18 protein-coding genes are annotated in these 23803 nt (G+C 69.9%); 12 read left to right on the top strand and 6 right to left on the bottom strand.

All coding sequences use genetic code 11. The features are described from left to right. Window positions 1–91: 91 nt before the first annotated feature. From ACSJJU_RS05690 to ACSJJU_RS05680, 3 genes are all read right to left on the bottom strand, one after another. Entirely contained in the window at window positions 92–1876 is a 1785-nt protein-coding gene (locus ACSJJU_RS05690) for a cation:proton antiporter domain-containing protein (protein ID WP_435914255.1), read from the bottom strand. Between the two features lie 249 nt (window positions 1877–2125). Further along, window positions 2126–3190 carry a quinone-dependent dihydroorotate dehydrogenase gene (locus ACSJJU_RS05685; RefSeq protein ID WP_435914254.1) on the bottom strand — a complete coding sequence of 355 codons (1065 nt, stop codon included), beginning with the start codon at window positions 3188–3190 and terminating at the stop codon, window positions 2126–2128. After that, complete coding sequence (locus ACSJJU_RS05680; RefSeq protein WP_435914253.1) at window positions 3187–3531, bottom strand: DUF952 domain-containing protein; 345 nt, start codon at window positions 3529–3531, stop codon at window positions 3187–3189. Before ACSJJU_RS05680 ends, ACSJJU_RS05685 begins: the two co-directional genes overlap by 4 nt. 368 nt (window positions 3532–3899) lie before the next feature. Between ACSJJU_RS05680 and ACSJJU_RS05675 the strand changes: the two genes are divergently transcribed. The 7 genes from ACSJJU_RS05675 to ACSJJU_RS05645 are packed head-to-tail and all read left to right on the top strand — an operon-like array spanning window position 3900 to window position 9616. Next, the gene (locus ACSJJU_RS05675; RefSeq protein WP_435914252.1) at window positions 3900–4367 is read left to right on the top strand and encodes an SUF system Fe-S cluster assembly regulator; all 468 of its coding nucleotides are present in this window, start codon (window positions 3900–3902) and stop codon (window positions 4365–4367) included. Window position 4368: 1 nt separating this feature from the next. Beyond that, on the top strand, window positions 4369–5838 hold the full coding sequence (sufB, locus tag ACSJJU_RS05670; protein ID WP_435914251.1) for a Fe-S cluster assembly protein SufB: 1470 nt from the start codon (window positions 4369–4371) through the stop codon (window positions 5836–5838). A gap of 29 nt (window positions 5839–5867) precedes the next feature. Next, entirely contained in the window at window positions 5868–6608 is a 741-nt protein-coding gene (gene sufC / locus ACSJJU_RS05665; protein ID WP_435914250.1) for a Fe-S cluster assembly ATPase SufC, read from the top strand. Next, window positions 6605–7540 (top strand): SufD family Fe-S cluster assembly protein, encoded by a 936-nt coding sequence (locus ACSJJU_RS05660; RefSeq protein ID WP_435914249.1) that lies wholly within the window; start codon window positions 6605–6607, stop codon window positions 7538–7540. Before sufC ends, ACSJJU_RS05660 begins: the two co-directional genes overlap by 4 nt. Before the next feature lie 2 nt (window positions 7541–7542). Further along, entirely contained in the window at window positions 7543–8739 is a 1197-nt protein-coding gene (locus ACSJJU_RS05655; protein WP_435914248.1) for an aminotransferase class V-fold PLP-dependent enzyme, read from the top strand. Continuing rightward, window positions 8736–9185, top strand: coding sequence for an SUF system Fe-S cluster assembly protein (locus ACSJJU_RS05650; protein WP_435914247.1), 450 nt, complete (start codon window positions 8736–8738; stop codon window positions 9183–9185). The genes ACSJJU_RS05655 and ACSJJU_RS05650 overlap by 4 nt, the downstream gene beginning before the upstream one ends. Then, on the top strand, window positions 9185–9616 hold the full coding sequence (locus ACSJJU_RS05645) for a HesB/IscA family protein (protein ID WP_435914245.1): 432 nt from the start codon (window positions 9185–9187) through the stop codon (window positions 9614–9616). Before ACSJJU_RS05650 ends, ACSJJU_RS05645 begins: the two co-directional genes overlap by 1 nt. 429 nt (window positions 9617–10045) lie before the next feature. Here ACSJJU_RS05645 and ACSJJU_RS05640 read toward each other — a convergent pair whose 3' ends face one another. From ACSJJU_RS05640 to ACSJJU_RS05630, 3 genes are all read right to left on the bottom strand, one after another. After that, window positions 10046–10579, bottom strand: a complete 534-nt coding sequence (locus tag ACSJJU_RS05640; protein WP_435914244.1) for a SixA phosphatase family protein — start codon at window positions 10577–10579, stop codon at window positions 10046–10048. 122 nt (window positions 10580–10701) lie between these two features. Further along, window positions 10702–11124 carry a tellurite resistance TerB family protein gene (locus tag ACSJJU_RS05635; protein ID WP_435914243.1) on the bottom strand — a complete coding sequence of 141 codons (423 nt, stop codon included), beginning with the start codon at window positions 11122–11124 and terminating at the stop codon, window positions 10702–10704. Continuing rightward, entirely contained in the window at window positions 11121–13961 is a 2841-nt protein-coding gene (locus tag ACSJJU_RS05630) for an ATP-dependent DNA helicase (RefSeq protein WP_435914242.1), read from the bottom strand. Before ACSJJU_RS05630 ends, ACSJJU_RS05635 begins: the two co-directional genes overlap by 4 nt. A 55-nt stretch (window positions 13962–14016) precedes the next feature. Between ACSJJU_RS05630 and ACSJJU_RS05625 the strand changes: the two genes are divergently transcribed. The 5 genes from ACSJJU_RS05625 (at window position 14017) to ACSJJU_RS05605 (ending at window position 23434) form a co-directional block, all read left to right on the top strand. Continuing rightward, window positions 14017–15594, top strand: coding sequence for a lysine--tRNA ligase (locus tag ACSJJU_RS05625; RefSeq protein WP_435914241.1), 1578 nt, complete (start codon window positions 14017–14019; stop codon window positions 15592–15594). A gap of 352 nt (window positions 15595–15946) precedes the next feature. Next, complete coding sequence (locus ACSJJU_RS05620) at window positions 15947–17662, top strand: hypothetical protein (protein WP_435914240.1); 1716 nt, start codon at window positions 15947–15949, stop codon at window positions 17660–17662. Window positions 17663–17836: 174 nt separating this feature from the next. Further along, window positions 17837–19588, top strand: coding sequence for an asparagine synthase-related protein (locus tag ACSJJU_RS05615; RefSeq protein ID WP_435914239.1), 1752 nt, complete (start codon window positions 17837–17839; stop codon window positions 19586–19588). Window positions 19589–19902: 314 nt separating this feature from the next. Further along, on the top strand, window positions 19903–21636 hold the full coding sequence (locus ACSJJU_RS05610) for a hypothetical protein (RefSeq protein WP_435914238.1): 1734 nt from the start codon (window positions 19903–19905) through the stop codon (window positions 21634–21636). After that, window positions 21590–23434 (top strand): asparagine synthase-related protein, encoded by a 1845-nt coding sequence (locus ACSJJU_RS05605; protein WP_435914237.1) that lies wholly within the window; start codon window positions 21590–21592, stop codon window positions 23432–23434. The genes ACSJJU_RS05610 and ACSJJU_RS05605 overlap by 47 nt, the downstream gene beginning before the upstream one ends. Window positions 23435–23803 lie beyond the last annotated feature (369 nt).

The following is a 23803-nucleotide window of genomic DNA, read 5'->3' as shown; positions in this document are numbered from 1 at the left end:
CGGCCCATAAACGAAAAGGGGGTCGCAGGGGGATTATAAATCCCCCTGCAAATCCTGTTCTTGCGTGGCCCCGTGTTGACCGCTGCCGCCGTCAGGCCGCCGGGTTCGCGGGGCCGTCTCCCGACGGGCGGGTGATGATCCGGTCGCGTCCCGTGAGCAGGGAGCCGGTTCCCATTTGCAGGAGGAGCCGTTCGCGGACGCTGGTGCGGTAGCGGTTTTCGGCGCGGCGCACTGCCTCGCCCGAGACGCCCATGTCCTCCAGCGCCTGCCGCGCCATTTCGACGGCGGATTCCTGCACCTCCCGCACCACGGACCGCACCGGCGCGTCCCGCAGCGCGATCATGCTGCGCCGGTCGTAGGCGCGCACGTAGAGCGCCGCCTGGGGAAACGCCTGGTGGATTTCGTGGAGCCGCGCCGTGTCCAGCTGGTCGCCATCGATGCAGAACAGGATCGCCTCCGCGTCCGCTGCCCCGGCGTGGCGCAGCAGGTCCAGCCGCGTGCCGTCGCCGAAGTACACCTTGGCGCCATACTCGCCTGCCAGATCGATCGTCTGGGTGTCCAGATCGATCAGCGTCACCGGAATGTTGCCCGCCATCAGCATCTGGGCCACCGTCTGCCCGAAGCGGCCGTAGCCGATGACCAGCGCGTTGGCCCCTTCCTTGAGGGCCTCGGCGCTCGGCCCTTCCCGCAGCTCCGCCCTGGACTTGGGCTCCTTGCGCAGCCAGCGGGTGAGCATCATCAGGAACGGCGTCGTGGCCATCGACAGCGTGACGATCGCCCCGAACAGGCTGGAGACCTCCGGCGCGATCAGCCAGGCATGTTGCGCCTGCGCGAACAGCACGAAGCCGAACTCGCCGCCCTGGCTCAGCAGCATCCCCAGCGCCAGCGCCGATTGCCAGCGCATGCGAACCACCAGGCCGATGAGGAAGATCACCAGCGTCTTCACCGCGATCAGCACCAGCGCCATGGTTGCCACGAACACCGGCCGCTCGGCGATGGCGGAGAGGTCCAGCATCATGCCGACGCTGAGGAAGAACAGCCCCAGCAGGATGGAGCGGAACGGCTCCACATCCGCTTCCAGTTCGTGCCGGTAGGGCGAGTCCGCCAGCACCACGCCCGCCACGAAGGCGCCCAGCGCCGTGGAGAGCCCCAGCGTTTCCATCAGCGCCGCCGCGCCCATCACCGTGAACAGGGAGGCGACGATGAACATCTCCCGCTCGCCGAGCCCGCCGATCAGCCGGAACAGCGGCCGCAGCAGGAAGCGCCCGGCAGCGAACAGCCCGGCGATGGCGCCCACCGTGTAGAGCGCCAGCTGCCAGCCCGGCGGGCCGCCCGCATCCGCCGGGTTGCGGCTGAGCGCGGCGATGATGGTGATGAGCGGGATGATGGAGAGGTCCTGGAACAGCAGGATGGCAAAGGCGCGCTCGCCGAACGGCGTCTTCAGCCGCCCGGAGGATTGCAGCATCGGCAGCACCTGCGCGGTGGAGGAGAGCGCCAGCGGCAGACCGAGCGCGAGCGCCGCCGCCACGGTGAATTTGGTGAAGCCCGCGATGATCCCCGCCACGGCGAGGCCGCACGCCGCCACCTGCACCAGCCCGACGCCGAAGATGTCGCGCCGCATCTGCCACAGCCGCGCCGGGCTCAGCTCGAGGCCGACCACGAACAGCAGCAGCGTGATGCCGAGTTCGGCGATGACCAGCTTCTCCTGCGCATCGCCCACCAGCCCCAGCACGTTGGGGCCGACCACCACGCCCGCCAGCAGGTAGCCGAGCGTTGCCCCCAGACCCAGCCGGCGAAACAGCAGCACAAAGACCAGCGCAAAGCCCAACAGCAGGAAGCCGTCGTGCAGCAGCGAGCCTTGCCCCGGTTCACCCATCGTTCCAGCCCCTGACGAACATGATGCGCACTCGTTCCCCGTCTATAGGCAAACACGCGCCAAGGCATCCCTCAACCGGTCTTTTGAAACGCTTTTACGAGGAACTGCGCCATAATGGTTGCGAGGGACTTTGCCCCCCGCAAGCGGGGGCGTTCCCTTGAGGACGGACATGCCCCTTGGAAAGGAGGGGGAGTGTGGGGGTCCGAGCCCCCCCCAAAACCCTGAAAACAAGTCCCGGAAGGCGAAGCCTTATTGTCCGCCGGTCCCGCTGCGGGCGTCCGCGCCGACGGCGTCCTGCACGCTGGCGAAGTTGTCGCGGCGCAGGAGGTCGCCCAGTTCCCGCTTGATGCGGCCGACCAGGCCCGGGCCTTCGTAGACGAGGCTGCTGTAGAGCTGGACGAGGGAGGCGCCGGCGCGGATCTTGGCGTAGGCGTCCGCGCCCGAGGCGACGCCGCCGACGCCGATGAGCGGCATCCGGTGGCCGACGAGGCCGTGGAACCGGCGCAGCATGGCGGTGGAGGCCTCGAACAGCGGCGCGCCGGAGAGGCCGCCCGCCTCGCCCCGGTTGGGGCTGCGCAGGGTGTCGGGCCGGGTGATGGTGGTGTTGGAGACGATGAGGCCGTCGATGCCGCTCTCGAGCGCGACGGCGGCGATGTCTTCCACGTCCGCGTCGGTGAGGTCCGGGGCCACCTTCACCAGCAGCGGCGTCGTGTCCGCGCCCCGCGCCTCAAGGCAGCGGCCGATGAGCTCGGCGAGGGAGTCGCGGCCCTGGAGGGCGCGCAGGCCCGGCGTGTTGGGAGAGGAGATGTTGATGGTGATGTAGGAGACCAGCCCCAGGATGCCGCGAATGGCGGTGACGTAATCGGCGATGCGGTCTTCGCTGTCCTTGTTCGCGCCCACGTTGCCGCCGATGAGGCCGGGGAGTGCGCGGCGGCGCGCCAGGCGGACGCGCACCGCCTCCAGCCCGTCGTTGTTGAAACCCATGCGGTTGATGACGGCCCGGTCCTCCTTGAGGCGGAACAGGCGCGGGCGCGGATTGCCCGCCTGCGGGCGCGGCGTCACCGTGCCCACCTCGACGAAGCCGAAGCCCAGCTTGAGGAGGGCGTCCGGCACCTCGGCGTTCTTGTCGAAGCCGGGGGCCATGCCGATCGGGTTGGGGAACCGCAGCCCCCACAGCGACACCGCCAGCAGGGGATCGTCCGGCCCGGCGGCTGGCGCGAGGCCGGTCTTGAGCCCGGCGATGGTGAGGCGGTGGGCGGTCTCCGCATCCAGCGCGAACAGGGCGGGACGGGCGAGGCGGTAGCAATCGATCATGACTTCAGTCCTTCGGGAAAGACATGCGCGCCCTCGGCCAGCGGCAGCGGCCAGGTGCGGGTGACGGCCGCCAGCGGCAGCTCGCCATAAAGATGCGGGAACAGCTGGCCGCCGCGGGAGGGCTCCCAGCGCAGGGCGGGGCCGAGCGCGGCGGCGTCCACCTCCGCCAGCACCAGGCCGGCCTCGCCCGCGAAATGCTTCGCCGCCGTGCCTTCCAGCTGCCCGGCGGTGGAGAAATGGATGAAGCCGTCCCGCCGGTCGTCGGCGGAGCCGGTGAAGCGGCCCGCGCGCTGCGCCCCGGCCCATTCGTCCGCCCGGAAGATCTTGTAGATGGTGGTCACAGGCTCACCCGTCTGGCTGGTTTGCGCGTCTGGTTTCGGCGTCTGGCTCCGGCTTTGAGTCCGGCAACGGCTCCGGCCGGGCGCGCGAGCGGCGCGACTCGGCCGGGGCTGCCCTTCCATACGCGCGCGGGTCCCCCGGCGACAAGCGCTCCTGCATCCGCGCCCGACCCTCGCCTATCTGTCAGGCGAGGCCGACTTGGGCCTTTCCCCCCGTTGCCAAATGGGATAAGCGGGCCCGGCGCGCGCGAAACCTTGCCTTGCGGCGCAATAGCGCGCGGGAGCGCGCGTTCCGCGCTTGACATCGTGAGGCCACCCCCCACATAAACCGGACGAAATTAATCTGATTTAACCCGGAGCACGCGCGAGCGATGGTGCGCCTGTCCAACCTGGCGGATTATGCGGTGGTGGTGATGTGCCAGATGGCCCTCACCGACGACGCCCGTCCGTCCGCCGCCTCGGTGGCGGCGGCGACCAACGTGCCGCTGCCGACGGTTGCCAAGCTGCTGGGCACCCTGTCCCGCGCCGGGCTGCTGCAATCCTACCGGGGCATCGGCGGCGGCTTCGCCCTGGCCCGGCCCGCCGGCGAGATCAGCGTGGCGGAGATCGTGGAAGCGGTGGACGGCCCGATCGCCCTCACCCATTGCACCGACCCCGCGCCCGGCCAGTGCGCGCGGGAGGGCATCTGCTCCATCAAACCGCACTGGCAGATCATCAACCGCACCATCCGCGATGCGCTTTCCACCGTCTCGCTCGCCGATCTGGTGCAAGGCACGGTTTCGCTGCCCGCCCTCGAGGCGGCCGAGCCCCCGGCGGCTCCCAACCAGTTGAGGCGTTAACATGGCTCCGACCCAAGAAACCCTTTCGACCGTCGAGGACATCACGGGCACCTACAAGTGGGGCTTCTCGACCGACATCGAGTCCGAGTTCGCGCCCAAGGGCCTCAATGAGGACGTGATCCGCTTCATCTCCGCCAAGAAGCAGGAGCCGGAGTGGATGCTGGAGTGGCGGCTCAAGGCCTATCGCCACTGGCTCACCATGGAGGAGCCCAAGTGGGCCATGGTGAAGTACCCGGAGATCGACTTCCAGGACGCCTACTACTACGCCGCGCCCAAGAAGAAGCCGACCCTCAAGTCGCTGGACGAGGTGGACCCGGAGATCCGCCGCACCTACGAGCGGCTGGGCATCCCGCTCGAGGAGCAGAAGGTGCTGGCCGGCGTCGAGGGCGCGCGGAAAGTGGCGGTGGACGCGGTGTTCGACAGCGTCTCCGTCGCCACCACCTTCCGCGAGGAGCTGAAGAAGGCGGGCGTGATCTTCCTCTCCATCTCCGAGGCGATCCGCGAGTATCCGGACCTGGTGCGCAAGTACCTGGGCTCGGTGGTGCCGATGCACGACAACTTCTACGCCAGCCTCAACAGCGCCGTGTTCTCCGACGGCACGTTCGTCTACGTGCCCAAGGGCGTGCGCTGCCCGATGGAGCTGTCCACCTACTTCCGCATCAATGCCCAGAACACCGGCCAGTTCGAGCGCACGCTGATCGTGGCCGACGAGGGCGCCTATGTTTCCTACCTCGAGGGCTGCACCGCCCCGATGCGCGACGAGAACCAGCTGCACGCAGCGGTTGTCGAGCTGGTGGCCATGGCGGACGCCGAGATCAAGTACTCGACCGTCCAGAACTGGTACCCCGGCGACAAGGAAGGCAAAGGCGGCATCTACAACTTCGTCACCAAGCGCGGCCTGTGCAAGGGCGCGCGCTCGAAGATCAGCTGGACCCAGGTGGAGACCGGCTCCGCCGTCACCTGGAAGTATCCGAGCTGCGTGCTGGCGGGCGAGGAGTCGGTGGGCGAGTTCTATTCGGTGGCGGTGGTGAACAACTACCAGCAGGCCGACACCGGCACCAAGATGATCCACATCGGCAAGAACAGCCGCTCGACGATCATCTCCAAGGGCATCTCGGTCGGGCGCGGCCAGAACACCTACCGGGGCCTGGTCAAGGTGCTGCCCTCCGCCGAGAACGTGCGCAACTTCACCCAGTGCGACAGCCTGCTGCTCTCCGACACCTCCGGCGCGCACACCGTGCCATACATCGAGGTGCGGAACCCCTCGGCGCAGATCGAGCACGAGGCCACCACCTCCAGGATTTCGGACGACCAGCTGTTCTACGCCATGAGCCGGGGCCTCTCGGAGGAGGAGGCGGTCGCCATGATCGTCAACGGCTTCTGCCGCGAGGTGCTGCAAAAGCTGCCCATGGAATTCGCCGTCGAGGCCCAGAAGCTGCTGGGCATCAGCCTTGAAGGTTCGGTCGGCTGATCCGCCAGAGAAAGACAGGAAGACTATCGATGCTTGAGATCAAGAACCTGCACGCCACGGTGGACGGCAAGGAAATCCTCAAAGGACTCAGCCTCTCCATCAAGCCGGGGGAGGTGCACGCCATCATGGGGCCGAACGGCGCGGGCAAGTCCACCCTGGGCTACACCCTGGCGGGCCGCGACGGCTATGAGGTGACCGAGGGCGCGGTGGAGTTCCTCGGCCAGGACCTGCTGGCGCTGGAGCCGCACGAGCGCGCCGCCGCCGGCCTGTTCCTCGGCCTGCAATATCCGGTGGAGATTCCGGGCGTCTCCAACCTCACCTTCCTCCGCACCGCACTCAACGCCCAGCGCAAGCTGCGGGGCGAGGAGGAAGTCTCCTCCGCCGACTTCCTGCGCCTGGTGCGCGAGAAGGCGAAGGAGCTGGGGCTCGACCCCGAGATGCTGAAGCGCCCCGTCAACGTGGGCTTCTCCGGCGGCGAGAAGAAGCGCAACGAGATGGTGCAGATGGCCGTGCTCCAGCCCAGGCTCGCCATTCTGGACGAGACCGACTCCGGCCTCGACATCGACGCGCTGAAGGTGGTGGCCCAGGGCATCAACGCCCTGCGCGGCCCGGACCGGGCCATCCTGCTCATCACCCACTACCAGCGCCTGCTGGACTATGTGGTGCCCGATCATGTGCACGTGCTGGCGGCGGGCCGCATCGTGAAGTCGGGCGACAAATCCCTCGCGCTGGAGCTGGAGCGCGAAGGCTACGCGACGGTGGCCGCATGAGCGCGCCGTTCACCCTGCCCAGCAAGCGCGACGAGGCCTGGCGCTACAGCGACCTGAAGGCGCTGGAGGCGGCGATGATGCTGCCCGACGCGGCGGACGCGCCCGTCTCCGAGGCCGTGTCCCTGCGCGACGGCGAAACCCTCGCCCTGCCGCTGGCGATCACCGGCGGCCGGGCGGACGTCACCCGCTCCGTCGCGGTGGCGCCGGACGCCACCGCCGTGCTCGACGAGCGCTACAGCGGCGGCGGCTGGCTGAACCCGCAGGTGAGCCTCCACATTGGCGCGGGTGCGACCCTCGCCCACCACATCGACCAGAGCCGGGCGGGCGACGCCCTCACCACCGCCCGCTACGACGTGGAGGTGGGCCCGGGCGCGACCTACCGCGTCCACATCCTCAACGCCGGCGGCCAGCTTGGCCGGGTGGAGCTGGACGTGCGCATTCACGAAGGCGCGTCGGTGGAGCTGGGCGGCGTGCTGCTGGCGAGCGAGGCCCGGACCATCGAGCTGGTCACCCGCTTCCACCACATCGCCCCCGACGCCACCAGCCGCCAGACCGTGCGCTCGGTGGCGGCGGACAAGGGCACCGTCACCTACCTCGGCAAGATCATCATCAGCGAAGGCTCCCAGCGGATCGACGCGGAGCAGTCCTCCAAGGCGCTGCTGCTGGCCCGCACCGCCACGGCCAACGCCAAGCCGGAGCTGGAGATCTACGCCAACGAGGTGAAGTGCGCCCACGGCGCCACCGTCGGCGAGCTGGACAAGCAGGCGCTGTTCTACATGGCGACGCGCGGCGTCGAGCCCGCCGAGGCAAAGGCGCTGCTGACCGAGGCGTTCGTTGCCGACGCCATCGAGCCCATCGCCGACGACGCGCGGCGCGAGGCGTTCGCCGAGGCCGCGACCGGGCGGCTCCGGGCGATGGTGCGGGGAGCGTGAGCATGACCGACTACCGCGCCCAGTTCCCCGTGCTCGTCAACGAGCCGGACCTCGTCTACCTCGACACCGCCGCCACGGCGCAGAAGCCGCAGGCGGTGGTGGACGCCATCACCCGCGCCTACGCCTGCGACTACGCCACCGTGCACCGGGGCGTCTACCGGCGCAGCCAGACCATGACGGAAGCCTACGAGGAAGCCCGCGCCACCGTCGCCCGCTTCATCAACGCGGCCTCGCCCGCCGAAGTGGTGTTCGTGCGCGGCGCGACCGAAGGCATCAACCTGGTGGCGCAGAGCTGGGCCGCCGCCAACCTGGGCGAAGGCGACGAGGTGGTGGTGACCGAGCTGGAGCACCACTCCAACATCGTGCCCTGGCAGCTGGCCTCCGAAATCGCCGGGTTCGGCCTCAAGGTCATCCCCATCACCCCGGACGGCGACATCGACTACGAAGCCGCCGCGCGGGTGATCGGCCCCCGGACGAAGCTGGTGGCCGTCACCCACATCTCCAACGTGCTCGGCACGCTGGTGGACGTGAAGCGCATCGTCGCCCTGGCGAAGGCGGTGGACGCCAGGGTGCTGGTGGACGGCTGCCAGGCCGCCCCCCGCCAGATCGTCGACGTGCAGGACCTGGGCGCGGATTTCTACGTCTTCTCCGGCCACAAGCTCTACGGCCCCACCGGCATCGGCGTGCTGTGGGGCCGGCTCGACGTGCTCAACGCCATGCGGCCCTACCACGGCGGCGGCGCCATGATCGAGACCGTCACCTTCGAGCGCACCACCTATCTGCCCGCGCCGCAGCGGTTCGAGGCAGGCACGCCGCATATCGTCGGCGCGCTCGGGCTGAAGGCGGCCATCGACTACGTGACCGCGATCGGCCTGCCCGCCATCCGGGCGCACGAGGCCGAACTCACCCGCCAGGCCATCGAGGCGCTGTCGCGCTTCAATTCGGTCCGGGTGCTGGGGCCGGGCCACCACACCGGCATCGTCTCGTTCGTGATGGAAGGGGTTCATCCCCACGACATCGGCACCATATTGGACGAGGCGGGAATCAACATCCGGGCCGGGCACCACTGCGCCCAGCCGCTGATGGAGCGGCTCGGCGTGGGGTCCACGGCGCGCGCCAGCTTCGGCATCTACAACACCCCGGCGGACGTGGAGCGTCTGGCGGAGGGTATGGACAAGGTAGTGAGGATCTTCCGATGAACGGGGAAGAACCGAAGAATTTCACGGTCGAGGAAATCAGCGAGGCCCCGCCCCCGCCGGAGCGGCCCGTGCCGCCGCGCCAGGTGGACTTCATCGAAAGCTTCCTGAAGGAAGAAAAGCCCGCCGTCTCCCCCGGGGCGCCGGGCGGCGATGTCTACGACCGGGTGCTGGAGGCGCTGCGCAACATCTACGACCCGGAAATCCCGGTGAACATCTACGACCTCGGCCTGATCTACGGGCTGGAGATCAACGAAGGCCACGTGGTCATCACCATGACCCTGACCACGCCCCACTGCCCGGTGGCCGAATCCATGCCGGGCGAGGTGGAAACCCGCGTCGGCGCGGTGCCGGGCGTGGGCTCGGTCGAGGTGAACCTGGTGTGGGATCCGCCCTGGGATCCGCAGAAGATGTCGGACGAAGCCAAGCTGGAACTGGGGATGCTGTAATGACGGACGAGACCCGGACGACCGCCGCCACCACCGGCGAGACCGCCAGCCCGGCCCTGACGCCAAGCGTGACAGGGCCCGGCCGCCCCCGCGCCGCGCGCCCCGCGCCGCTCACCGTGACCGAGCGCGCCGCCGAGCGCATCCGCGAGCTGCTGGCGAAAGCCGACAAGCCCGCCGCGGGCCTGCGCCTGACCACGCCGCAGAAGGGATGCTCCGGCCTCTCCTACAAGGTGGACTACGTGGACGAACCCAACCCGATGGACGAGGTGGTCGAAACCCCGGGCGGCCGCCTCTACATCGACACCATGTCCCTCCTCTACATCATCGGCTCCGAGATGGACTGGCAGGAAGACATGTTCACCGCCGGGTTCGTCTTCAACAACCCCAACGAAAAAGGCCGCTGCGGCTGCGGCGAAAGCTTCACGGTGTGAGGTTTCGCCGGACGGCCCCGAGGATTCAGGCCCGCTGCACGCGGGCCTTTTTCTTTTTCGCAAGGGGTCTCACCCCCTGCACCCCCGATATGCTTGCAGCCTGACCGCCGCGCCTCGCAGGTGGGCGGACGTGCGGCGGAAGGGAAACGGGGCGAGATGGGCCTCCGGGATGCCCCGTAATCGCCCGTAGAGGCACCCTGGAGCGCCGGAACGGCCCTGCCCGCTACCACCCTAGCGGAAATAGTCAAAAACCTCTCTGCGGGCGTTTAAACCCCCTTGGCGGCGATTTCTAGCGGCGGGCGAAAATCGCTTAACAGACTCCCGCTTTGCGTGATGCAACGCCAGCCGGAAGGGCGCGGCCCGAAAAAGGCCGGGGTGCAGGGGTCCAAGACCCCTGCAAAAAACCCTTGAACCCCTTGCAAGCCCCCCTCAGTCGCCTTCCAGCGTCCGGTCCAGATCGACGGGGCGGACGAAGCGGACGAGTTCGCCCTCGCCGGGGCGCACGTCGCTCCAGTGGTCCACGTCGAAGGTGATCTCGACCACCCCGGCGGTGGGCAGGAAGGCGGCGAGGCGGGCCATCAGCCGCTCCGGCCCGTGTCCGGCGAGTTGGAGGCCGAGGTCCTCGAAGCCCGGGTTGTGGCCGATGATGAGGATGTTGTCCCATTCGTCCGGCAGGGCGTGGATGATGTCCAGGAGGGTGTCGCTGGAGGCCAGGTAGACCCGCTCGTCTTCCAGTTCGGTGAGCTTGGCGCCGTAGCCTTCCTCCACCAGCGCGAGGGTTTCCAGCGTGCGCACGGAGGGGGAGACCACCACCCGGTCGAACGTCAGCCCTTCGGTGCGCAGGTAGTGGCCCATGCGGGGGGCGGCGCGGCGGCCCCGCTCGTCCAGCGGCCGGTCGAAATCGCGCTGGGAGGGGTCCCCCCAGCCAGCCTTGGCGTGACGAAGCAGCGTCAACGATTTCACGAGCGGCCCTTACTTACGAAACTCACGGTCGAGCCCTTATAGCCACAACGAAGGGGCAGGCCCAAGGCCTGACGGGCTGAATATCGCCGGGCGTTCTCTCTCCGGGCGCGCTCCGGGCGCGCTCATGACGGCAGGCGCTTGAGCCGCGCCGCCGTGGCCCGCTCGATGGCGGCGGCGGCCAGCCGCTCCAGCCCGAGGCGGGCGCGGATGGTGTCGAGCATGTGGCGTTCGTCCTGATCCACCTCGCCGTCGGCGGCGGCCACCTCGCAGGCGAGGCAGTAGGCGGTCTCGCCCAGCTCGTCGGGGATGGCGGTTTGCAGGAGGCCGAGCACGGTATCGAGCCCGTCGTCGGTGTTGAGGATGGTGCCGCAGTCGCGGCTGAGCGGGATGAGCAGCTCCACGTTGAAGCTTTCGAACACCGGCCATTCCCGCACCAGCCGGCCGATGACCTGCATCTCGGGCGTGCCCATGCGCCCGTCCGACCCCGCCACCAGGATCATCAGATAGACAAGCGCGGTGTGTACCGAAACCGGCTGGCCGGTCATGGTGTCTGCTCCCCCGAATTTCCGATGCGGCGCATGGTAAGGTCCGCATCCGCCCCCGGCAAGTCACCGGCAAGGCCGGACTCCGCCGCGCCCTGCGGCGGCCGGCCGCCGAGGAACTTGTAGGATTCCTCCACCGCTTCGAGGAGCGTGCAGCGCCGCACCGGCACCTCCGGCGGGAAGGCGGAGAGCAGGCGCGACGGCACCGCCGCGCCCAGGAGCACGAACACGCCCCGGTCGTCCGCCCGGCGGATGAGCCGCCCGAACGCCTGGGCGAGCCGCGCCCGGGTGACGAGGTCGTCATAGGCCGCGCCGCCGAAGGCCGCCCGCCGCGCCGCGTGCAGGATGGTGGGGCGCGGCCAGGGCACGCCCTCCAGCGCGACGAGGCGCAGGGAGTGGCCGGGCACGTCGACGCCGTCGCGCAGGGCGTCGGTGCCGAGGAGCGAGGCGACCGGGTCGGCGCGGAACATGTCGACGAGCGTGCCGGTGTCGATGGGGTCCACATGCTGGGCGAGCAGGGGCAGGCCGCGCTCGGCCAGCGGCGCGGCGATGCGGGCGTGCACCGCCTTCAGCCGGGCGATGGCGGTGAACAGGCCGAGCACGCCGCCGCCCGCCGCCTGGATGAGCGCCTTGTAGGCCCCCGCCAGCTGGCCGATGTCCCCGCGCTTCACGTCCGTCACGATGAACACCCGCGCCGCGTCCGCATAGTTGAAGGGCGAGGGCGTGGAGAACCGCCGGGGCGGAAGGGCCAGATGCTGCGCGCCGGTGCGCTGCTCGGCGATGCGCCAGTCCGTCTCCAGCGCGGCCTCGCCCTTGTCGAGGGTCTTGTCGCGCAGGGTGGCGGAGGTGACGACGACGCCGTGGGCGGGCTCCAGCACCAGCCCGGCGAACGGCTTGGTGGGGTCGAGCCAGTGGCGGTGGAGCCCCACGTCGAACTCCCGCCCCTCGACACGGTCCAGCGCCATCCAGTCCACGAACTCCGGGTCCGCCGCGCCGCCGAGGCGGGCGAGCAGGCCGATCCACGCCATGAGGGTCTGCCGCCGCAGCCTGAGGCCGTTGGCCGCGCCCTCGATGCGGGTGCGCAGCGCGGAGTCCAGCCACTCGGGCCGCTCCTCCACCAGCTCCATGAGCCGCGCCTCCAGCTTGGCCATGGGCGTGGCGAGGGCGTCGAGCGCCGCCTGCGCCTCGACCCCCGCCTCCACCACGGCGGGCAGGAGGTGGGCGATTTCCGTCTCGATGCCGTAGCCGGCGTCCTTCTCCTCGGCGCGGGCCAGCACCTGCTGGCGCACCGCCGCCAGCAGCCGCTCGATCGGCCCCTCGGGCGCGCCCTCCTGGAGGCGTTGCAGCCAGCCTTCGGAGGGCAGGTCGCGCAATCGCTCCAGAATGTCGGAGAGCAGGCGGGCGCTCTCGTCGTCGTGCAGCACCAGTTCGGACAGGCGCGCCTCCAGCCCGCGCCGCCGCCCCCGGGCGCGGGACTTCTCCGGCCCCAGCAGCCAGCGGCGCAGCTCCAGCCCCTCGGTGCCGGTGAGGTGCGCGGCGAAGGTGGAATCGGCCGCGTCGAACAGGTGGTGGCCTTCGTCGAAGACGATGCGGGTGAGCCGCTCGTTCTCCGAGCGCCCCCGCGCCGCATTCACCATCACCAGCGCGTGGTTGGCGATGACGATGTCCGCGCCCGCGGTCTTGCGCGCGGCCCGCTCGATGAAGCAGCGCCGGTAGTGCGGGCAGCCGGCGTAGACGCACTCGCCGCGCCGGTCGGTGAGCGCCGCGACGCGGTTGGCGCCGAACAGGGAGGCGAGCCAGCCGGGGAAATCCCCGCCGATCATGTCGCCATCCCGGGTGTAGCGGGCCCAGCGCATGGTGAGATGGGCCAGAATTGCCGCCCGGCCGGTGAAGGCGCCCTGCACCGCGTCCTCCAGGTTGAGGAGGCACAGGTAGTTCTCCCGCCCCTTGCGCACGACCGTCTTGCGGGCGCGCTCGGCGGGGTCCGGGTAGAGGCGGGCCAGCTCGGCGTCCAGCTGGCGTTGCAGCGCCTTGGTGTAGGTGGAAACCCACACGCTGCCGCCCGAGCGCTCCGCCCACAGGCTGGCGGGGGCGAGGTAGCCCAGCGTCTTGCCGGTGCCCGTGCCCGCCTCCACCAGCGCCACGTTGGGCGCGGCCTGCATCTCGCGCGGGCGGAAGGCGAAGCTGGCGGCCTCCGCGTAGTCCCGCTGCTGGGGCCGCTCCTCCGCGCCCCGGCCGACGAGGCGGGCGAGCCGCTCCGCCACCTCCTCCGTGCCCAGCCGCACCTCGCGGGGCCGGGGCGGCGGCGGCGCCTCCTCCCACTCGGGCAGGGCGAGGAACAGCGGCCGGTCCGCGTGGCGCGGCGAGGGCAGGCGCTGGGCGACCAGCGGTGCCCACGGCCACTTGAGGCGCAGCAGCGCCTGCGCCGCCCCGTAGGCCCCCGTCTTGTAGCGCCAGTGGGGGTCTTCCATCTCGGCGAGCAGGGCCTCGGCCGCCTGGCGCAGGAACAGGGCTTCCTCCTCGGGCGTGACCGGCGCGTCGAGCCCCAGCGCGCGGGCCAGCCCCCGCGCCGTCGGCACGCAGAACCGGGCCGGGCGCACGAAGGCGAACAGCTCCAGCAGGTCCAGCCCCGACAGCGACGGGTAGCCCAGCCGCGAGGCGGTGAGCGGCGCGTTCAGCAGGATGACCGGCGTATCGGCGGCAAGGCGGATCGCCTGCCCCCGGGTCAGCGGCTGCGGCGGGCCGTCGCCCTCCGCCATCCAGATGCCCACATGGGCGGCAACGAGCGTCGGATGGCGCTTCAGCAGCGCATTTCCGGTATGTGCGGGTTGATCGGTCATGGCAGGAACACTAATGACCGTCTCTCGTGCTCACCACAACCGCCGGATTGACAAGATGGACGCTCTCAAAGACGCAGCGCAAGTGAACAAGGCCTGGGTGTTCGAGGAGGCCCGCAAACTGGTGGAGCGTTATGCGTCCGCGCCGCCGGAGAAGGGCTACGTGCTGTTCGAGACCGGCTACGGCCCCTCGGGCCTGCCGCACATCGGCACCTTTGGCGAGGTGGCACGCACCACCATGGTGATGCACGCCTTCTCCCTGCTCTCGGACCTGCCGACCAAGCTGATCTGCTTCTCGGACGACATGGACGGCCTGCGCAAGGTGCCCGACAACGTGCCGAACAAGGAGATGCTGGAGCCCGCGCTCGGCAAGCCGCTGACCCAGGTGCCGGACCCCTTCGGCACCCACCCCAGCTTCGGCGAGCACAACAACGCCCGCCTGCGCGCGTTCCTCGACGCCTTCGGCTTCACTTACGAGTTCTACTCGGCGACCGAGTGCTACAAGTCCGGCCGGTTCGACGCCACGCTCCTCAAGATGCTGGCCAACTACGACAAGGTGATGGACATCATCCTGCCGACGCTCGGGCCCGATCGCCGCAAGACCTATTCGCCCTTCCTGCCCGTGTGCCCCAAGACCGGCGTCGTGCTTCAGGTGCCGATGATCGAGCGGGACGTGGAGGCCGGCACCGTCACCTACATCGACCCCAATGACGGCGAGCGCATGACGGTGCCCGTCACCGGCGGCCACTGCAAGCTGCAGTGGAAGGCGGACTGGGCCATGCGCTGGGTGGCGCTGGGCGTCGACTATGAAATGGCGGGCAAGGACCTGATCGATTCCGTCACCCTCTCGGGCAAGATCGCCCGGGCGCTGGGCGCGCGCCCGCCCGAGGGCTTCAACTACGAGCTGTTCCTCGACGAGAAGGGCGAGAAGATCTCCAAGTCGAAGGGCAATGGCCTGACCATCGAGGAGTGGCTGACCTACGCCAGCCCGGAGAGCCTGGCGCTCTACATGTACCAGCAGCCGCGCAAGGCCAAGCGCCTGTACTTCGACGTGATCCCGAAGGCGGTGGACGAGTACTATTCGTTCGTGGCCGCCTTCCCGAACCAGACGGACGCGGAGAAGCTGGGCAACCCGGCGTTCCACATCCACTCGGGCAAGGTGCCGCAGATCGACCTGCCGGTCTCCTTTGCCCTGCTGCTGAACCTGGTGGCCGCCGCCAACACGGACGACCGCGCCGTGCTGTGGGGCTTCATCTCCCGCTACGCCCCCGGCGCGACGCCCGAGACGCACCCGGAGCTGGACCGGCTGGTGGGCTATGCGCTCGCCTACTACCGCGACCGCGTCGCGCCCACCCTCAAGGTGCGCGCGCCGACCGAGCAGGAGCGCGCCGCCATGGCCGACCTCAAGCAGCGGCTGGAGGCGCTGCCGGACGACGCCGGGGCCGAGGCCTTCCAGACGGAAGTCTACGAGACCGGCAAGGCCCACGGCTTCGAGAACCTGCGGGACTGGTTCAAGGCGCTGTACGAGTGCCTGCTCGGCCAGTCGCAAGGGCCGCGCATGGGCTCCTTCATCGCGCTCTACGGCCGCGCGGAGACGTGTCGCCTGATCGCGGAGGCGATCAACAAAGCAGACTGATCGCGGAGGCGATCAAGCAGGCAGACTGATCGCGGAGGCGATCAAGCAGGGAGCCTGATCGCCCGCGCTGAAAGAAAAGGACAAGGCAGACGCCTGGCCCAAAGCCAGGCGTTTGTTTTTTCATACAATCGTGCAAGATTAGGCCGCGCGCCGGCTGGCGCGGGATTTTTACAGGGGGTGTTGCGCCCCGATCGTTGCTTGCGCGTTTACAGGGGCGGGGGGCCGACCCGGCCGCAGGGGCGGGCGGGGCTTGCCCGGCCTGGGGGTCTTGCAACTTTCATCTTCACTCGGGAACACCATGCAGAAAATTGCCGTTCGCCTGGGGTCGCAATCCGTTCGCCCGGCCCTCGAAATGATGAATCCGGGAGGCTGGACCATCGACATCGCCTCCTTTCCCGGCGGGGAGATCGGCGTCCTCCACGCGCCCGAGGAGAGCAAGACCCGGCCGCTGGCCCGCACCGGAGTCGGCCCCGGCCTGCAACGCCTGCCCAACGGCGACATCATCGCCTGGGCCGGCCTGCCCGTCGTCCGCAACCAGAAGGTGCCGGTGACGGCGGCGAGCGGCCTCCATGCCCTCGCCCCGGCCCTTGACGGCGTGTTCGCCGCCATCGGCTGGTCCGCCGCCGAGAAGCGGCTTTACGTCATCACCGATTTCCTCGGCCTCCAGCCGCTCTATGTGGGCGACCACGCGGGCGACTGGATGGCCGCCAGCGAGACCAAGGTCTTCCCCTACGACCCGGACCCGGTGGGCTGGGGCGGCTTTTTCATGGTGCTGGGCCACGCCATTGGCGACGCCTCCCAGACGCGCCACGCCAAGAGGCTGCGCCCGGCGACCATGCTGGCGGTCACGCCCCCGGAGCGGCCGGGCACGCCCCCAGCGGTCGAGACCAGCCGCCACTGGGAGATGCCGCAGGAGGGCAACACCGAGGCCTCCGCCGAGGAGGCGGCCGCCGCGCTGCTGGAGAACGCCGCCGCCTACCAGGGGCTGGTGGACTCGAGCGTCTGCCTGCTCTCGGGCGGGTTCGACAGCCGCCTTATCCTGAGCATCCTCACCCGGCTGGGCGTCGAGCCGCGCCAGGCGCTCATCCTCAGCCATGATGACGAGGACGCGGATCTGGACGGCAAGCTCGCCCTGCGCATCGCCCGCAAGACGGGCACCCCGGTCACCTACTTCCAGCCGGACCCCAACTACTTCTCCACCCGCACCTACCTCGACTACCTGTGGTCGATCGACGGCGGCACACCCACGCTCTACATCTTCATGGCCCAGATGATCTCGGCGCTGCAGGGCATGGACGCCATCTGGGAAGGGCTGGTGCCCGCCATGGCCTTCAAGACCATCCACCGCACGGAAGACGGCACCTTCGACGGCTTCCTGCGGGAGAAGTGCCGGGTGGTGCCCGAGGCGGTGCAGTTCCTGAAGCCCCAGGTCCGCAAGGATTTCTTCGACGCCTTCTACGCCGAGTTCGAGCGCACCCGCGGCCTCTATCCCGACACGCCCCATGGCATGTGGCAGTGGATTCTGGAAAACCGCATCCGCCACCGGGTGAGCGTCAACCCCACCAAGGCGTTCGCCAACCGGGTGACGCCGCTGAACCTGGGCGCGTCGCGCCGCCTGTTCGGCATCACCGCGCCCGCGCCCTACAACCTGCGGCGGGAGCGCAGCCTCTATCTGGACGTCTACCGCATCATCGCGCCGGAGCTGGCCCGGGTGCCCTTCTACTCGGGCGGCGTGCTGCACCGGGGCGACGCCTCCTGGCTCGACTTCACCACCTGCAAGCTGACGCAGGACGCCTGGAAGATGCTGTCGCGCTATCCGGGTCTTGCCAGCCGCCTCGGCATGGGCAAGCGCTTCGGCTTCGCCCCGTCGCGCTTCGTCCGCCACCCGGCGCTCTACAAGGAGGAGGACGACTTCCTCGACATGGACGTGGTGCGCCGCGCCGAGACCGACGAGCGACTGCGCAAGACCATCGGCAAGTTCCTGTTCCACTGGCGCACCACGCGCTGGGTGCACGAGAACCGGCTCTATTCCACCCTCGGCGAGGACCGGGAGGCCATGGTCGCCTGACCGGACCCGCCCCTTTCACCGTAATTCAAGAAATCCGGCTGTATTTCCGGCGGCTGTGTTTCGGCCAGTTGCATTTCAGTTTGTGTCGGCACGTGTTTCGTCAGGTTCGCGGCCCCGTGCGGGCCGCCCTTTCCCCACCAGCTTGAGGCCTGTCTCAACCAGCTTGAGGATAGCATGCAGAAGCTCGCGGTTCGCCTTGGCACTGAGCCCGTCCGCCCGCTGCTAGAGCGGATGAACCCCGGCAACTGGGTCATCGACACCGCCGCCTTCCCCGGCGGGGAGATCGGCGTGATCCATGCCCCCGGCGACCAGTCGTCGCCGCTGGCCAGCGCCGGCTCCGGCCCCGGCCTGTGGCGGCTGGAAAACGGCGACATCATCGCCTGGAGCGGCCTGCCGCTGCCGGGGCGCGAGCCGGTGCGGCGCGTCCCCGCCAGCGAGCTGCCGGACCTCGCCCCCAGTCTGGACGGCGTGTTCGCCGTGGTCGGCTGGTCGCAGGCGGAGGGGCGGCTCTACATCGCGACGGACTTCCTCGGCCTCCAGCCGCTCTATGTGGGCGAGACGGCGGAGGGCTGGATCGCCGCCACCGAAACCAAGGTGTTCCCCTACGTGCCCGATCCGGCGGGGTGGGGCGCGTTCCTCGGCCTCGGCTACCCCATCGGCCGGGGCTCGCTGACCGCCAACGCGGAGCGGCCGCGCCCGGCGAGCCTCCTCACCGTCACGCCGGCGCCGCCCGAGGCGCCGCAGCGCACCGCCCGGGTCGAGACGCGCCGCTACTGGCAGATCCCCGAGGAAGGGCGCGAGCCGCCGCCCGCGGAGGCCGTCGCCGCGCTCAAGACCAACGCCGCCGCCTACCAGGCGCTGGTGGGGCGCAGCGTGTGCCTACTCTCGGGCGGGTTCGACAGCCGCCTCATCCTCAGCCTGCTGCACCGGCTGGGCGTGAAGGACCGGCGCGCCTTCATCCTCAGCCACCACGACCAGGACGCGGACATGGACGGCCGCCTCGCCGCCGCCGTGGCGCGGCGCAGCGGCACGCCGATCCAGTATTACAAGCAGGACCGGGAGTTCTACTCCACCAGCGCCTATCTCGATTACGTGTGGGCCATCGACGGCGCGACCGCCAACCTGCACCTGTTCATCGCCCAGCTCGCCTCCACCCTGAACGGCCACGGCGCGATCTGGGAGGGGCTGATCCCGGCGCTCGCCCTCTCCACTCTCCAGCAGCCGGGCGACGGCACGTTCGACGCCTTCTACCGGGAGCGGTACAAGCCCAACAGGATCGCCATCCAGATCTTCAAGCCGCAGGTGCGCCAGTCCTTCCTCGACGCCTTCGAGGAGGAATTCGCCCGCACCCGCACGCTCTACCCGAACACGCCCCACGGCATGTGGCAGTGGGTGGTGGAGAACCGCACCCGCAACCGCGCCGGCGTCAACCCCACCAAGGTCTACGTCAACTACGCAACGCCGCTGATGGTGGGCTCCTCCCGCGACCTGTGGGAGCTGACCAGCCCCCTGCCCTTCGCCCGCCGCCGGGACCACAGCTACTACGTGGACGTGTTCCGCGCCCTCGCCCCCGAGTTCGCGCAGGTGCCCTTCTATTCCAGCGGCGGCACCCTCTACCGGGCGGACACCAACCCGCTCACCTACATGGCCCATGTGCTGGGCCTCAAGGGCTGGCGGGCCATCGCCAACCGGCCGCTGCTCGCCCGCCTGTGCGGCATCAACCGGAAGTTCGGCTTCATCCCCTCCCGCTTCACCCGCCACCCGGCGATCTTCGAGGAGGAGGACGACCTGCTCGACATGGACTTCGTGCGCCGCGCCCAAACCGACGAGGCGCTGCGGCAGGAGGCCGGCAAGCTGCTGTTCCACTGGCGCGCGGTGCGCTGGATGCACGAGAACCGGCTGCACCAGACGCTGCTGTCCGCCTGATGCCGCCTTCATCGCTCGTTCACCATCGACGGTTACGTTGAAAAGCGGCTGCCCCTTCTCTAATGGGAGCCGGGGGCTTGCTGTAAGTCACTGGACTTATAGCTGTCAGGGACGCGCCCGCGTCCCCGGGGAGAGGGGGTTTCCCGCTGGCGGGGCGGCGTCACACCGGCGGCCCTCGTTGCTGTTGCGCGTTGTTGGAACAAGGTTTGTCGTTCACTCGCGGCACCTGCCTGTAAACAGACCAGCCTGAGAGACACATGCAGAAACTTGCCGTCCGATTGGGTTCAAAGCCGGTTCGCCCGATCCTGGAGAGAATGAACCCGGGCGGGTGGCGCATCGACACCGCCGCCTTCCCCGGCGGCGAGATCGGCGTGGTCCACGGACCGCCGGAGAGCACCGGGCCGCTGGCGCGCACGGGCGCCGGGCCGGGCCTGATGCGGCTCGACAACGGCGACATCATCGCCTGGAGCGGCCTGCCGCTGGCCAGGGGCCAGAAGGTGACGCTGCGGTCGGCGCGCGATCTGCCCGCGCTCGCCCGCGAGCTGGACGGCGTGTTCGCCGCCATCGGCTGGTCCGCAGAGGACGGCAAACTCTATGCCGCCGTCGATTTCCTCGGCCTCCAGCCCGTCTATTTCGGCGAGACGCCGGACGGCTGGATGGCCGCCAACGAGACCAAGCCCTTCCCCTACGCGCCCGATGCGGCGGGCTGGGGCGGCTTTGTCACCCTCGGCCAGACCATCGGCGCGACCACCCTCACCCGCCACGCCGCGCGGCTGCGCCCGGCGACGCTGCTCACCATCACCCCCGGCCCGGGCGGCGCCCCGGCGAAGATCGAGTCCGCCCGCTACTGGGAGATGCCGGACGGCCAGGCCGCCGAACCCCCGGTCGCCGACGTCATCGCCGCGCTGGAGGCCAATACCGCCGCCTATCAGGCGCTGGCGGACGACAGCGTTCTCCTGCTCTCGGGCGGGTTCGACAGCCGCCTCATCCTCGGCCTGCTCCACCGGCTGAAGGCGGGGAACCGGCGCGCGCTCATCCTCAGCCACTACGACGAGGACGCGGATCTGGACGGCCGCCTCGCCGCCACCGTCGCCCGCCTCACCGGCACGCCGGTCGATTACCGCCACCCGGACCGGCAGTTCTTCTCCTCGGCCGATTACCTCGACTACGTCCACGCCATCGACGGCGGCACGCCCAACCTCTACCTGTTCATCGCCCAGCTTGCCCCGGCGCTGAAGGGCTGCGGCGCCACCTGGGAGGGGCTGATCCCGGCGCTCGCCCTCTCCACCCTCCAGCAGCCGGGGGACGGCACCTTCGAGACCTTCCGCCGCGAGAAATTCCGCCCGGACGCCGCCGCCCTGCAAATCTTCCGCCCGCAGGTGCGCAAGGACTTCCTCGACGCCTTCGCCGCGGAGTTCGACCGCACCCGCGCGCTCTACCCGGATACGACCTCCGGCATGTGGCAGTGGATTGTCGAGAACCGCATGCGGAACCGCGCGGGCGTCAACCCCACCAAGGTCTACGTCAACCACGCCGCGCCGCTGATGGTGGGCGCCTCCCGCGCCCTGTGGGAGCTGACCGCGCCGGTCCCCTTTGCCCGCCGCCGGGACCACAGCTTCTACCTCGACGTGTTCCGCGGCCTTGCCCCGGACCTTGCCCGCGTGCCGTTCTCCTCGGGCGGCGTTCTCTACCGGGGCGACGCGCCCTGGCTCGCCCACCGCACCTGCGCGGTGCAGCAGAAGTGCTGGCGCTGGCTGACGCGGCGGCCGCGTCTGGCGCAGCTGGCGGGCATTGCCCGCGACGCCGGCTTCGCCCCGTCGCGGTTCCTGGATCACCCGGCCCTGTACCGGGAAGACGACGACCTGCTCGACATGGACGTCGTGCGCCGCATGGAGACGGACCCGGCCCTTCGCGCCGCCTGCGGCAAACCGCTGTTCCATTGGCGGACCACCCGCTGGGTGCATGAGGACCGCCTGCACGCAACACTTCTGGAGTCACCGGATGATCGCAACCAGCCGCTTCCTTCTCTGGCTGCCCAGGCCGGGTAAGACACCCGATCCTGCCTGGCTGCGCCGCTGGCAGTCCGTTGCTGCCCGCGCCGGGCTGGAGGCGGTGGAATGGGGGCCACTGCGCCTGGCCGTCGCGCCGGGGCCCGCGCCGCGCCCGCAGCCGCCCGCCGTGCCCATCGCGGTTCTGGACGCCTGGCCCCTGCGCCTGCCGCACCTGCCGGCGGCGACAGGCCCCGTCGATGTCCGCTGGGCCGAACGCCACGCGCAGATGTTCAACCTGCTCCGCTGGGATGGCCGCCAGCTCACGGTGGAATCGGACGCCATCGGCCTGAAGCCCGCCCACGTGGCCGAGACGGCGGACGGCTGGCTCATGGCCTCCGCCATTGCCGACATTCTGGCCTGCGAGCCCGCGCTCGCCCGGCCGGTGGACCCGGTGGCGATCCAGTTCCTGTTCATCGGCCGGGGCATCTGGGAAGACCGCACCGTGCACCAGCAGGTGCGGCGGCTGAAGGCGGGCGCCGTCTATCGCTGGACGCCGGACGGCGGCCTCAGCGTCACCCGCGAGCGCCGCTGGCAGCTGCCCGTGCCCGAGCCCGCCATGAGCTGGGACGACTTCCGCCGCCAGCAGGATGCGCAGATCACCCGGCTGATGGACCAGACCCTCGCCGACCGGCCCGAGCCGCTGGCCCTGTCCCTCTCGGGCGGCTACGACTCCCGCCTGCTGGCGTCCGAGGCGGCCGCGCGCGGGGTCAGGCCGCTGGCGCTCACCTTCGGCGCCGCCCACACCCGCGAGGCGCGGGCCGCCGCCGAGATCGCCCGGATCCTCGGGCTGCCGCACCGGTCCCTGCCCTATCGCCGCGACATCATCCTCGGCCAGCTCGACCGGCTCAGCGACTGGTTCGAGGGCTGCGTGGACGTCTCCCTCGGTCAGGCCGCCGCCGTCGAGGACTTCGGCCTGCCGCCGCTGCGGATGATCCAGGGCTTTGCGGGCGACGTGATCGCGGGCTCCTTCACCGCGCGGCTCAAGCCGGGGGACGACGCCTCGCTCGACGCCATCGCCCGCTCCATCGTCGGCTACTACTGGCCCACCGCGCCGGACTTCGCGGGCGTGATCGGCCTCCCCGCCGACCGGGAAGCGCTGGAGGCCAGCGTGCGCGCCGATCTGGGCGACGACAGCCCGCCGGTCTCCGCCTTCATCCGCTGGTGCTGGGAAGACCACCTGCGCCGCTACACCTGTGGCCTGCTGGTCGCCAGCCAGTCCGCCGCCGATCTGCTGATGCCCTATTACGATCTGGACTACGTGACCTTCTGGGCCCGGGTGCCGATGGAGGGGCTACGGCACCGCGCCTGGTTCAAGCGCTGGTTCGCCGAGCGCCACCCCGAACTGGGCCAGGTGCCCCACCCGGAGGCGCTGGACCAGATGATCGCCCAGACCCAGCCCGCCCGCGCCGTCGAGTGGGTCGGGCGGCAGTGCTACAAGGTGGCCGAGCGCCTGCTCGGCACCCCGAGGCTGGCCGCCACCCTGCGCGCGCTGGGCCGCACCACCTACATCTACGACGGGCCGAACCTCACCTCCCGCTGGCACCAGCAGCAGATCTTCCAGATGATGGAGGACTACCGCCCGATCCTGCGGCAGCAGTTCGGCCTCGAGCTGCAGCCGGACTACATCCCCGCCCTCACCGACAAGCGGGGCAAGAACACCCAGCCCGCGCGCATGTTGCTCACCCTCGCCGCCTACGCCGGCCACCTGCACCGCACCCTCGCCCCCGAGGACCGGACAGTGCAACCGGCGGAACGCCCGGAAACCGCGCGCCAGAAGGCCGAAGCCGCGAGCTGAGGGTTGGATTTTTTTACAGGATGCCAGGAGGGACTCGGTCCCTCCTGGCGACCTCCCTTTCTTTTTCCGGGACGCACCCGGTCATACCGGCATCTTCCCTGGAGAAAGGGCGCGGCCCGATCATCCGGGGCCGACATCTGCCAGGAAGGCACCGGGAACACGGCCCGAAATGGCAAGGGAGCGCGAGGGTCCGCGACCCTCGCATGATCCTTCAAACCGAAACACCCTGCTTCCCGGGACGCACCCGGTCATACCGGCATCTTCCCTGGAGAAAGGGCACGGCCCGATCATGCGCGGCCGACATCTGTCAGGAAGGCACCGGGAACACGGCCCGAAATGGCAAGGGAGCGCGAGGGTCCGCGACCCTCG

The organism is Pedomonas sp. V897 (assembly GCF_051304405.1).
Lineage (GTDB): Bacteria > Pseudomonadota > Alphaproteobacteria > Sphingomonadales > Sphingomonadaceae > Pedomonas.
The sequence above is the reverse complement of the archived record's forward strand: the minus strand, read 5'-3'. Positions and strand labels throughout refer to the sequence as shown.

What these genes read in the sequence shown, in the direction of transcription:
- ACSJJU_RS05685 (WP_435914254.1), bottom strand. Translation starts at nt 3,190, where the DNA reads ATGATCGATTGCTACCGCCTCGCCCGTCCCGCCCTGTTCGCGCTGGAT.
- ACSJJU_RS05675 (WP_435914252.1), top strand. Translation starts at nt 3,900, where the DNA reads ATGGTGCGCCTGTCCAACCTGGCGGATTATGCGGTGGTGGTGATGTGC.
- ACSJJU_RS05605 (WP_435914237.1), top strand. Translation starts at nt 21,590, where the DNA reads ATGATCGCAACCAGCCGCTTCCTTCTCTGGCTGCCCAGGCCGGGTAAG.
- ACSJJU_RS05650 (WP_435914247.1), top strand. Translation starts at nt 8,736, where the DNA reads ATGAACGGGGAAGAACCGAAGAATTTCACGGTCGAGGAAATCAGCGAG.
- ACSJJU_RS05625 (WP_435914241.1), top strand. Translation starts at nt 14,017, where the DNA reads ATGGACGCTCTCAAAGACGCAGCGCAAGTGAACAAGGCCTGGGTGTTC.
- ACSJJU_RS05635 (WP_435914243.1), bottom strand. Translation starts at nt 11,124, where the DNA reads ATGACCGGCCAGCCGGTTTCGGTACACACCGCGCTTGTCTATCTGATG.
- ACSJJU_RS05655 (WP_435914248.1), top strand. Translation starts at nt 7,543, where the DNA reads ATGACCGACTACCGCGCCCAGTTCCCCGTGCTCGTCAACGAGCCGGAC.
- ACSJJU_RS05645 (WP_435914245.1), top strand. Translation starts at nt 9,185, where the DNA reads ATGACGGACGAGACCCGGACGACCGCCGCCACCACCGGCGAGACCGCC.
- ACSJJU_RS05620 (WP_435914240.1), top strand. Translation starts at nt 15,947, where the DNA reads ATGATGAATCCGGGAGGCTGGACCATCGACATCGCCTCCTTTCCCGGC.
- ACSJJU_RS05610 (WP_435914238.1), top strand. Translation starts at nt 19,903, where the DNA reads ATGAACCCGGGCGGGTGGCGCATCGACACCGCCGCCTTCCCCGGCGGC.
- sufB (WP_435914251.1), top strand. Translation starts at nt 4,369, where the DNA reads ATGGCTCCGACCCAAGAAACCCTTTCGACCGTCGAGGACATCACGGGC.
- ACSJJU_RS05690 (WP_435914255.1), bottom strand. Translation starts at nt 1,876, where the DNA reads ATGGGTGAACCGGGGCAAGGCTCGCTGCTGCACGACGGCTTCCTGCTG.
- ACSJJU_RS05630 (WP_435914242.1), bottom strand. Translation starts at nt 13,961, where the DNA reads ATGACCGATCAACCCGCACATACCGGAAATGCGCTGCTGAAGCGCCAT.
- sufC (WP_435914250.1), top strand. Translation starts at nt 5,868, where the DNA reads ATGCTTGAGATCAAGAACCTGCACGCCACGGTGGACGGCAAGGAAATC.
- ACSJJU_RS05615 (WP_435914239.1), top strand. Translation starts at nt 17,837, where the DNA reads ATGCAGAAGCTCGCGGTTCGCCTTGGCACTGAGCCCGTCCGCCCGCTG.
- ACSJJU_RS05660 (WP_435914249.1), top strand. Translation starts at nt 6,605, where the DNA reads ATGAGCGCGCCGTTCACCCTGCCCAGCAAGCGCGACGAGGCCTGGCGC.